The sequence below is a fragment of the Pseudomonas sp. Q1 genome (assembly GCF_009935975.1).
Lineage (GTDB): Bacteria > Pseudomonadota > Gammaproteobacteria > Pseudomonadales > Pseudomonadaceae > Aquipseudomonas > Aquipseudomonas palleroniana.
In genome coordinates, this window is record NZ_QODI01000001.1 from 143852 (window position 1) to 154633 (window position 10782).

The window sequence follows — 10782 nt, forward strand, 5'->3', positions numbered from 1 at the left end:
GTGCCCTTACGCTCAATCGACGAGGCGTGAGTATGGCGAGCGTCGCAGGTATTCTGAAATTAAATATAACCATGCCAACCAGTGGCAAATGCAATGGTGACGCCTATGTTCGATCCCGTGTTATTGCGCAGCTTTGTGACCGTGGTGGATTGCGCCAATTTCACTCGCGCCGCCGAGCGCCTGCACCTGACCCAATCCACCGTGAGCCAGCAGATCCGGCGCCTGGAAGACGCGGTAGCGTGCCAGTTGCTCGACCGCGACCAGCGCCGGGTGGTCGCTACCGCCGAAGGTGAACGGTTGCTGGCCTATGCACGGCGCATCCTCGCGCTGCATGAAGAAGCCGCCGATGTGTTGGTCAATCAGCAAAACGACGGTGTGCTGCGCCTTGGGGTGCCGGAGGATTTTGCCGCCGAGCGCCTGATGCCATTGCTCTCGGCCTTTGTGGTGAGCCATCCCCGAGTGAGGCTGGAGGTCACCAGCGGCCTCGGTCCCGAATTGCAGCGCCAGTACCGCAGCGGTGAGTTTGACGTGCTGCTGGTCAAGCAGATGGGCCACAGCGATGACTGCCTGGCTTCCTGGCCGGAACCGTTGTGCTGGGTCGACAGCCGCAGCACCCCGTGCCTGGGGCGCGACCCGCTGCCGCTGGTGGCGTTTCCGGTGGGTGGGTTATACCGCAACGAAATGTTGCATCACCTGGAAGTGGGGGGCTGGCGCTGGCGTATCGGCTATTCCAGCGCCAGTTTGGCCAGCGTGTGTTCGGCAGTGTCGGCGGGGTTGGGGATCAGCCTGTTGCCGCGACGGGTGCTGCAACCTGGGCATGCGGTACTCGGCGAGGAGAGTGGTTTGCCGACGGTGCAGGGCGTGCGGCTGGCGGTATACGGCCGTAGTGGCTTGGGGGCGCCAGGGCAGACGCTGCAGCGTCAATTGCTCGATTTGTGTGCAAACAGCCCAGGCTGAGCCATACCTTTTCTGAATATTTTGTATGCCTGAAAAGCATTGAAAAATAACGTCTTCGCTCAAAGCCGCAGTGGGCGGGGGTTTGATGATTCAGGATATTTCTTTTATTCGGTTTAGGTATATGTATAACTTTAAAGATTACTTTAAGAGATAAGCGTCTAACCCCGATGATTCAGCCCTCGACGGCCACTTTGGCTGGCCTGTCGGTTTTTTTGTGTGAAAACCGTAGGGAGTGAATCCATGGGCAATGTCCAGACCGCCGCCAGTGCACACGAGGCGCAATGGCGCCAGGCACCGGGTGGTGAGTTGGTCGACCTTGGCCGGCCGCACCGCGCGCCATTGGGGCAACTGCGGCTGCAGAAGGCTCCCAAGCGTTTTTCGAGTCGCCGCGAAGGGGTTCTGCTGGGGCTGCTGGTGTTGGCCTTGCACGGTGCGGTGGTTTATTGGGTGAGCCAGAAACCCACGCCGGTGCTGCCGATTGTGCCGCCGGAAATACCACCGATGACCATCGAGTTTGCCCAGCCGGCACCGCCGGTGGTCGAGCCGCCACCGCCTGTGCCGCCGCCTCCACCGCCGCCCGTGGTTGAGCCGCCGCCACCGGTGGTGGATGAGTTGGCAGCCAAGCCTGCGCCGCCAAAGCCAATCCCGAAACCTGTGCCCAAGCCGCAGCCCAAGCCCAAGCCGAAACCTGAGCCGGCCCCGAAGGCGGTCGAGCAGCCGCCCGCGCCACCTGTGCCTGCGCCGCCCGCTCCGGCAGCGCCCGTCGCAGCGCCTGCACCGGTTACACCGGCTTCGGCCAACGCCGCTTACTTGAAGAACCCGGCGCCCGAATACCCGTCATTGGCCCAGCGTCGTGGTTGGGAAGGCACGGTACTGCTGCGGGTACACGTCTTGGCCAGCGGCAAGCCGGGCGAGATCCAGGTGCAGAAAAGCAGCGGCCGCCAGCAACTCGATGATGCCGCACTGGCTGCTGTAAAGCGCTGGAGTTTTGTACCGGCCAAACAGGGCGATGTCGCCCAGGACGGTTGGGTCAGCGTACCGATCGATTTCAAGATTCACTAACTATTGCGCTGCGGTGTGTCGCGCACGCCGCAACCTGTACAGAGGGAAAACATCATGGCATTGGCATCTCCACTTGAATCCATCGAAAGCGCGGTGATCTGGCTGCTGGTGGCCTTTTCGGTCGTCACCTGGGGCTTGGCATTGTTGAAGGGCGTGCAGTTCGCTCGCCTCAAGGCCCAGGACCGCAAGTTCCACCAGCAGTTCTGGGCGGCGTCGAGTCTCGACTCTGCCGCCGAGCTGGCCGAAACCCAGCCGGGTGCCGCAGCCCGAGTGGCCCAGGCCGGTTATGCGGCGATCCAGGTGGGTGATTCTGCCCATGCAGCGGATTTGAGCCAGGCCATCAACCATCAGGACCGCCTCGAACGTGCCCTGCGCCAGCAGATCGTGCGTGAGCGTCGTTCACTGGAAACCGGCCTGGCCGTGGTTGCCAGCATCGGCAGCACCTCGCCGTTCATCGGCCTGTTCGGCACCGTGTGGGGGATCATGGAAGCGCTCAAGGGCATCAGTGCTGCCGGCTCCGCCAGCCTGGAAACCGTGGCTGGCCCGATTGGTGCGGCGCTGGTCGCTACGGGTGTGGGGATTGCCGTGGCCGTGCCGGCGGTGTTGGTCTACAACTATTTCCTGCGCCGCCTGAAGCTGACGGCGGCCGATCTGGATGATTTTGCCCACGACTTCTACAGCCTGGCGCAGAAGCATTCCTTCCGCGTGCTGCTCCACCCCTCGCTGACCAAGAGCGCGGCCGGCAACCCGCAGAAAGTGAAGGAGGCGTCCTGAGATGGCTTTCTCCACGCAAGACAGCGATGAGGTGCTGAGCGAGATCAACGTCACACCGTTGGTTGACGTGATGCTGGTGCTGCTGGTGGTGTTTATCGTCACTGCGCCGCTGTTGACCAACGCGATTCCGATCAACCTGCCCAAGACCCAGGCCGTGGCGCCGGTGGAGCAAAAAGATCCGCTGGTGGTGAGCATCGACGGTGCCGGCAAACTGTTTATCAACAAGGACGAAATCCAGCCGGACCTGCTGGAGTTCAACTTGCAGGCGGCCAAGGCCAAGGACCCCGATGTGCGGGTGCAACTGCAGGCTGATGATGGTGTGAACTACGGCGAAGTGGCGCGAGCCATGGCGTCTATCGAGCGCGCGGGGATTACCAAGCTGTCGGTGATAACCGCTCGTTAGTTGCAAAGCCTCGACGATTTTTTGGCCGTTTCCTTGGCAGGGTGCGGCCTTTTTTTTGCCTGAAATTCACACATCACCAAAATCTCAGTTTGGAAAACGGTCAGGGTGGGAGGGGGCTTGCTCCCGATGGCAGTGGTTCAGCCAATAAATTGGTGGCTGACAGATCGCTATCGGGAGCAAGCCCCCTCCCACTTTTGATATTGAGTGGTTATGTGATTTTGGTTATTAATAAATAGCTTCTTATTCCTTAACGAATATAAACCCTGTCCTTATACTGCTCAGCAACGTTAGACGCTGCAGGAGGGCACACCCATGCACAGCGAGTTGATTCGTTACCTGATCGTGCCGGGCTGGCAAGGATCGCCAGAAGATCATTGGCAGAGCCATTGGCAGAACAGCCTGCCCAACAGTACGCGCGTGGAGCAGGCCGATTGGCTGACTCCCCGTCGCGAAGACTGGGTGGCTGCGCTGGCCGAGGCGATTGCCGCCGACAGTACGCCGGTGATTCTCATCGCCCACAGCCTGGGCTGCATCACGGTCGCGCATTGGGCGGCCACGGCACCGCTGGCGTTTTTGCGTCAGGTGCGCGGCGCCTTGCTCGTGGCTCCGGCCGATGTCGAGCGCCCGGCCTGTGCCCCCGCCCTGCGCAACTTTGCACCCATCCCCACCGACTTGCTGCCGTTTCCCAGCCAAGTGGTCAGCTCCGACAACGACAGCGCCGTCAGCGCTGCGAGAGCCTTGGAGCTTGCGCGCCATTGGGGCGCCGAAGCCGGCATTTTGTCAGGGGCCGGTCATATCAATGTGAAGTCCGGCCACCAGCGATGGGAGCAGGGTTTCGCCTACCTTTATCGCTTGCAAAGCCGTCTCGAACATCACGCCCGGCGCACTGCCTGATATTTTTTCAACGCCCCGTCCCTTGAGCGGATTGGGGGCGGGAGCCTGCCATGAGTCATGAAACCTACGGCCAGCCACTGCTGACCTTCCCCGATTCTGAAAAAAGCCCGCTGAGCATCCGTGCCAAGGCGTTGGTGTTTGTCGACCCGCGTTCGCGGCAACTGCGCGAAGACCTGGAAAACCTCGCCCCGCTGGCCCTGCCCGTGTTGATTCGCGGCGAGACCGGTACAGGTAAAGAGCTGCTGGCGCGGCAGATTCACCGTGGCAGTGACCGCACCGGGCTGTTCGTGTCAGTCAATTGCGGTGCGATCAGCCCCACCTATGCCGATGCCGAGTTGTTCGGATACGCCGCCGGCAGCCACAGTGGCGCGGCCAGTAGCCGTGCTGGGTGGTTTGGCTCGGCCAATGGCGGCACGTTGTACCTGGACGAGATCGGTGACTTGCCCCTGCCGATCCAGGTGAAACTGCTCGCCGCCCTGGAAAACCATGAGGTCACCCGCGTCGGCGCCCATCAGCCAAGCCCGGTGGATGTGCGCCTGGTGGCCGCGACGAGCATCGACCTGGCCCAGGCGGTGGCGGCCGGCAAGTTCCATGAGCGCCTGTTCCATTACCTGAGCGAGGGCCAACTCGAGCTGCCGGCCTTGCGCGAACGCGTCGGCGATATCCTGTCCCTGGCCGAATATTTCCTCGGCATCTACAGTCAGCGCCTGGACCTGCCGGTGCCGCTGATCAGCGACGCCGCCCAGCGTGTGCTGGAGCGCCACAGTTGGCCGGGCAATACCCGTGAACTGGAAAACGTGATCCATTTTGCGCTGCTGGTCAGCAGTGGCGATGAGATTTTGCCCGAGCATTTGAACCTGCCGGTGGCCGGCTCACCGCTGGAACAGGTGCAGCGCCTGTTCAGCACTGCCACGCCAGCGGAACAGGAAACCTTGCGCAAATGGCTACATGAACAAAATGGAATATCAACGTGAATAAAAGATATTGTTCGGGAATAAAAAATCTAGGTATTGTCCCTTCCACGCCGCGATAGCACTTCGCTGGCACACCACATAAAAACGGTCGTCAGAGACGCCCCGGAATTTCGATAAGGACACTGCATGAAAAAGGTTCTGTTGTTTACCGCACTGGCGGCTGCCCTGACTGCAAGCCTGGCCCAGGCCAACGAGAAGCTGGTGGTCGCCGCGACCCCGATCCCGCACGCCGAGATCCTTGAGCTGGTCAAGCCGACCCTGGCCAAGGAAGGTGTGGATCTGGACATCAAAGTCTTCACCGATTACGTGCAGCCAAACGTGCAGGTGGCCGAGAAGCGTCTGGACGCCAACTACTTCCAGACGCTGCCGTACCTGGAAAACTTCAACAAAGGCAAGGGCACCAACCTGGTCACCGTGGTCGGTGTGCACGTCGAACCTTTCGGCGGCTACTCGAAGAAGATCAAGAACATTTCCGAGCTCAAAGATGGCGCCACCGTTGCCATTCCCAACGAAGGCTCCAACAGCGGCCGTGCCCTGTTGCTGCTGCAGAAGGCCGGTGTGATCACCCTGAAAGACCCAAGCAACGCCCTGGCCACGCCGAAAGACATCGCCAGCAACCCCAAGCACCTGAAATTCAAAGAGCTGGAATCGGCGCTGTTGCCACGCGTGCTGGACCAGGTTGACCTGGACCTGATCAACACCAACTACGCCCTGGAGGCTGGCCTGAACCCAGCCAAGGACGCGCTGATCATCGAGGACGCCAAGTCGCCGTATGTGAACTTCCTGGTGGCTCGCCCGGACAACAAGGACAGCGATGCTATCCAGAAACTGTCCAAGGCCCTGACCAGCCCTGAAGTCAAAGCCTTCATCGAGAAGAAGTACAACGGCGCGGTCGTGCCTGCGTTCTGATCTAAGCCAGACCCCCTTCAAGGTTTGAATTGTGGGAGGGGCAAGCCTTAATGCCAGTCAGTTAAGGCTTAACGCTGTCACTGTGGGAGGGGGCTTGCTCCCGATAGCAGGGTGTCAGTCACCAGATTTATTGGCTGATTCACCGCTATCGGGAGCAAGCCCCCTCCCACAATTTGTTTCTGCCTCTCACTGTGACTCTTCAGTGTTTTAGAGAGCGCGGCTGTTGATCGCGCGGCGCAACGCCACCAACCACTTCACCAGCTCCTGCGGATCCATCGGTTTCGCTTCATTCATTGTTCGATCCCTCGAATCTTTCGACCCCAAAACCATAGTTGCCGCTGGCCAAACCCGCGAGTTCGAGGGTTATCTTTTTGGGTGATATCAATATGCTATTTTGGTATTTAAATTTTATTTTTTATACCTTTAAAGTTCGTGCTACCCGACGTTACCCACGTCGATATGGATTGCACTCGCCGCCTTACCCTGCGGCGTCACGGACTCACGATGACCTTCGATTTCGCATTTATCCTCAGCACCTTGCCGGCGTTTCTCCGCGCCGTGGGGGTGACGCTGCAAGTGGGCCTGATCGCCATCGCCACCTCACTGCTGGTGGCGCTCGTCAACGCAGCGCTGCTGGTGTTTCGCACGCCGTATTTGTCGCGCCTGGTGGCGCTCTATGTGGAGTTGGCGCGTAACACGCCGCTGCTGATCCAGCTGTTCTTCGTGTACTTCGCCTTGCCGGCCCTGGGTTTCAATATCTCCGGGTTCTGGGCAGCGATCATCACCATGACGTTCCTCGGCGGCGCCTACCTCACTGAAGTGCTGCGCGCCGGTGTAGAAGCGGTGCCACTGACGCAGATCGAGTCGGGCAAGTCCATCGGCCTGTCCGACTGGCAACTGTTGCGCTATGTGATCCTGCCTCAGGCCGGCATTCTCAGCCTGCCGGCGTTGTTCGCCAATTTCATTTTCCTGCTCAAGGAGACCACGGTGGTGTCAGCCGTGGCGGTGCCGGAGATTCTCTACACGACCAAGAGCTACATCGCGCTCTACTACAAGACCTACGAAATGCTTGCCGTGCTGACGCTGATTTGTGTGTTGCTGTTCTTGCCGCTGTCGTTGCTGCTCAGCCGCCTGGAAAGGAGGCTCCAGCATGGCCAGTTCGGGTCTTGAGTTGTTGTGGGTGTCGTTGCCGCAACTGGGCAAGGGCGCTGCGCAAACCCTGTCGATATCTTTGTTGAGCATTGCCTTCAGCACCGTCGGCGGCGTGGTGTATGGCGTGTTGCGCATGCTGAACAACCGGGCGCTCAACCGGGTGCTGCGGGTTTACCTGGAGCTGTTCCGGGCGATTCCGGTGCTGGTGTGGCTGTACCTGCTGTTTTTCGGCCTGCCGATTTTCTTTGGCCTGAGCATTCCGAGCTTCTGGTGTGCGGTGTTGGTGCTGTCGCTGTGGGGCGCCAGTGAAGTGGGCGAAGTGGTGCGCGGCGCGTTGCATTCGTTGCCCCGGGGCCAGCGCGAAGCGGGCTTGTCGATTGGCCTGTCCACGCCCCAACTGTACGGCTACGTGCTGCTGCCCCAGGCCCTCAAGCGCATGACGCCGCCGACCATCAACGTCTACACGCGGATCATCAAGACCAGCTCCCTGGCCGTGCTGATTGGTGTCGTGGATGTGATCAAGGTCGGCCAGCAAATCATTGAACGCACCTATGAGTCGGTATTGATCTACGGCGTGCTGTTCCTGTTTTTCTTCTTTATCTGCTACCCGTTGTCGGCCGCCTCCAAGCGGCTGGAACGGCGCTGGGCCCAAGCATGAGCGCATTGATCGAGTTCCAGGGTTTCAACAAATACTTTGGCGAGGCGCAGGTGCTCAAGGGCATCGACCTCTGCGTGCAAAGCAGCGAAGTGGTGGTGATCCTCGGCCCCAGCGGCTGCGGCAAGAGCACCTTGCTGCGCTGCCTCAACGGGCTGGAAGTTGCGCATAGCGGCAGCCTGCGTTTTGCCGGCAGAGAGCTGTTGGATAAATCCACGGACTGGCGCCAGGTACGCCAGGACATCGGCATGGTGTTCCAGAGCTACCACCTGTTCCCGCATATGAGCGTGCTCGACAACATCCTGCTCGGCCCATTGAAAGTACAAAAACGCGACCCCCGTGAAGCTCGCGAGCAGGCGGAAAAACTACTGCAACGCGTGGGCCTTGCCGACAAGCGGGATGCCTTCCCGCGCCAGCTCTCCGGCGGCCAGCAGCAACGCATCGCCATCGTGCGTTCGTTGTGCATGAACCCACAGGTCATGCTCTTTGATGAGGTCACCGCAGCCCTCGACCCGGAAATGGTCAAGGAGGTGCTGGAGGTGATCCAGGACCTGGCCCGCGATGGCATGACTTTGCTGATCGTCACCCACGAAATGGCCTTCGCCCGCGCCGTCGCCGACCGCGTGGTGTTCATGGAGGCCGGTCGCATCCTCGAACACAACACCCCCGAAGAATTCTTTACGAACCCGCAAACCGCACGCGCGCAGCAGTTCCTGGAGAAGTTCTCCTTTGTTTCAACACTGCCCAAAAAGACCAAGGAACTGGAGCTGATATGAAAAAGTTACTGCTGCCACTGTTTGCCGTCGCGTTGCTGGCCGGCTGCGATAAAAAGGCCGAAGAGCCTGCCAAACCTGCGGCCGCCGCCGCGAGCTACATCGACAAAATCAAAGCGCGCGACAAGCTGATTGTTGGCGTATTTACCGACAAGCCGCCGTTCGGCTTTGTGAATGAGGCGGGTCGCTACGTCGGCTTCGATACCGACATCGGCCGTCAATTTGCCAAGGACCTGCTGGGCGATGAGAACAAGGTCGAGTTCGTTGCCGTCGAGCCGGCCAGCCGTATTCCGTTCCTGCAAAGCGACAAGGTCGACCTGATCCTCGCCAACATGACCGTCACCCCGGAACGCAAGGAAGCTGTGGATTTCACCAACCCCAACCTGAAAGTCGCGGTACAGGCCCTGGTGCCCAATGACAGCGCGGTGAAGAGCCTGGATGACCTGGCGACCCGCACCACTATCGTGACCACCGGCACGACCGCCGATATCTGGCTGACCAAGAACCATCCGGACTGGAAACTGCTCAAGTTCGAGAAAAACTCCGAGTCGCTGCAAGCGCTGTCGGCCGGCCGGGGCGATGCGTATGCCCAGGACAATCTGGTGTTGTTCAGCTGGGCCAAGCAGAACCCTGGCTATCGTGTGCTGCAAGAAAAACTCGGTGACGAAGCGCCGATTGCACCGGCGGTGAAGAAGGGCAATACCGAACTGCGCGATTGGGTGAATGCCGAGTTGGCGAAGCTGGGCGAAGAGAAGTTTTTGCTCAAGCTGTATGACCAGTATGTGCGTAAGGAACTGAGCGATGACACCTCGCCTGAGAGCGTGATTGTCGAAGGCGGGAAGTGGCAGGGCTGATAGCCTTACCCCTGTAGGAGCGAGCTTGTGTGGCGAGGGAGCTTGCTCCCGCTGGAGTGCGAAGCACTCCCAGACCGGTTGACGAAGTGTATCTGACACATATCGATCGCACGGTTTGGGGCCGCTTCGCAGCCCAGCGGGAGCAAGCTCCCTCGCCACGACAAGCTCGCTCCTACGGGGGATATACCTACTCCGGCCAATGCCAGGCCGGGGCATCCAGAATCCCCTGCCCGACGATCTGGGTCTCCCCCAACACCTTCTCCAGCACAATCGAATTGCACCCCTCATCCTGCTGCAACGCTGCAATCAAGCGGCTGGCATGGGACACCACCCACACCTGACACTGCCGGGACGCCTGGATGATCAAGCGGGCCAACGCCGGCAACAAATCCGGGTGCAGGCTGGTTTCCGGTTCGTTGAGCACCATCATGGTCGGCGGCCGTGGCGTCAGCAGCGCCGCGATCAGCAGCAGGTAACGCAAGGTCCCGTCCGACAGCTCCGCCGCCGACAACGGCCGCAGCAACCCTTCCTGATAAAACTCGATGGCAAAGCGCCCGCCCTGCAACGGCTGGATATTCAAGCGTGCACCGGGGAAGGCATCGCTGACGGCACACTGCAACGCCTCGGGGTCGCCAATTTCGCGGATGGTCTGCAAGGCCGCCGCCAAGTCCCGACCATCGTGGTGCAGCACGGGCGTGCGGGTGCCTAATTGCGGTTGGCGCACGGGGGCGTCCACGTCGCTGCGAAAGTGATCATAGAAGCGCCAGCCACGAATGCTTTCGCGCAGCAACAGCACCTCTGGCGAGCCACGCAGGCTGCCGACCTGATCGAACAGGCTGTGGTAGTTGGGTGTATGTTGGGCGAGTACGTCCCAGGAGCGGCCGTCACGCGCCCGCACCATGGGGCCGGAACGCTGCACCAGCAGGCTGGCCGGGCGATAGATAGGGCCGGCCCAGATGCATTCCTTCTTGACCTGCGGGTCGAGGGAAAATAACGACGTTGTCGGCTCAGGCAGCCCCAGTGAGATGGCGTAACTGAAGTCCTCCCCGGCAAAGCCCAGGCGCAAGCGTTTCACGCCTTGGCGCACGGTGGATTCAATCGGTACCTCGCCGTTGCGCATGCGCCGGCTGATGTTTTCCGGCCCGGCCCAGAACGTCGAGTCCAACCCGCCCTCGCGGGCCAGTGCGTTGATCACCCCGCCCTGGGCGGTTTCCGCCAGCAGGCGCAGGGCGCGGTACAGGTTGGACTTGCCGCTGCCATTGGGGCCGGTGATCAGGTTGAGCCGGTCCAGGGGCACCACCAATTTATTGATTGAACGGTAATTGGCGACGGCGAGGGTTTTCAGCATGGGTCAGTAACCGGTAGGGGAACCATT

At 60.5% G+C, this 10782-nt stretch carries 12 protein-coding genes; 11 read left to right on the forward strand and 1 reads right to left on the reverse strand.

The window, feature by feature from the left end:
- Positions 1-105: 105 nt before the first annotated feature.
- The 11 genes from DK870_RS00550 to DK870_RS00600 all read left to right on the forward strand — a co-directional run bounded on the left by DK870_RS00550 (position 106) and on the right by DK870_RS00600 (position 9407).
- Positions 106-957 (forward strand): LysR family transcriptional regulator, encoded by an 852-nt coding sequence (locus DK870_RS00550; protein WP_104995211.1) that lies wholly within the window; start codon positions 106-108, stop codon positions 955-957.
- Positions 958-1197: 240 nt separating this feature from the next.
- Positions 1198-2019 (forward strand): energy transducer TonB, encoded by an 822-nt coding sequence (locus DK870_RS00555; protein ID WP_161547656.1) that lies wholly within the window; start codon positions 1198-1200, stop codon positions 2017-2019.
- A 51-nt stretch (positions 2020-2070) separates the two neighbouring features.
- On the forward strand, positions 2071-2793 hold the full coding sequence (locus DK870_RS00560) for a MotA/TolQ/ExbB proton channel family protein (RefSeq protein ID WP_161547835.1): 723 nt from the start codon (positions 2071-2073) through the stop codon (positions 2791-2793).
- Between the two features lies 1 nt (position 2794).
- A complete protein-coding gene (locus DK870_RS00565; RefSeq protein WP_060755558.1) occupies positions 2795-3196 on the forward strand; it encodes a biopolymer transporter ExbD in 402 nt (133 codons plus the stop codon).
- A gap of 312 nt (positions 3197-3508) precedes the next feature.
- Positions 3509-4090, forward strand: coding sequence for an alpha/beta hydrolase (locus DK870_RS00570; protein ID WP_060755559.1), 582 nt, complete (start codon positions 3509-3511; stop codon positions 4088-4090).
- A 50-nt stretch (positions 4091-4140) separates the two neighbouring features.
- Complete coding sequence (locus DK870_RS00575) at positions 4141-5064, forward strand: sigma 54-interacting transcriptional regulator (protein WP_060755560.1); 924 nt, start codon at positions 4141-4143, stop codon at positions 5062-5064.
- A 126-nt stretch (positions 5065-5190) separates the two neighbouring features.
- Positions 5191-5973, forward strand: coding sequence for a MetQ/NlpA family ABC transporter substrate-binding protein (locus DK870_RS00580; protein ID WP_060755561.1), 783 nt, complete (start codon positions 5191-5193; stop codon positions 5971-5973).
- Between the two features lie 504 nt (positions 5974-6477).
- Positions 6478-7143, forward strand: coding sequence for an amino acid ABC transporter permease (locus tag DK870_RS00585; protein WP_161547657.1), 666 nt, complete (start codon positions 6478-6480; stop codon positions 7141-7143).
- Positions 7124-7783 (forward strand): amino acid ABC transporter permease, encoded by a 660-nt coding sequence (locus tag DK870_RS00590; protein ID WP_060755563.1) that lies wholly within the window; start codon positions 7124-7126, stop codon positions 7781-7783. The genes DK870_RS00585 and DK870_RS00590 overlap by 20 nt, the downstream gene beginning before the upstream one ends.
- Positions 7780-8556, forward strand: a complete 777-nt coding sequence (locus tag DK870_RS00595) for an amino acid ABC transporter ATP-binding protein (protein ID WP_060755564.1) — start codon at positions 7780-7782, stop codon at positions 8554-8556. The genes DK870_RS00590 and DK870_RS00595 overlap by 4 nt, the downstream gene beginning before the upstream one ends.
- Entirely contained in the window at positions 8553-9407 is an 855-nt protein-coding gene (locus DK870_RS00600; protein ID WP_060755565.1) for a transporter substrate-binding domain-containing protein, read from the forward strand. Before DK870_RS00595 ends, DK870_RS00600 begins: the two co-directional genes overlap by 4 nt.
- A gap of 187 nt (positions 9408-9594) precedes the next feature.
- On the opposite strand, the gene DK870_RS00605 is transcribed toward DK870_RS00600, so the two are convergent.
- Entirely contained in the window at positions 9595-10755 is a 1161-nt protein-coding gene (locus tag DK870_RS00605) for an AAA family ATPase (protein ID WP_104995216.1), read from the reverse strand.
- Positions 10756-10782 lie beyond the last annotated feature (27 nt).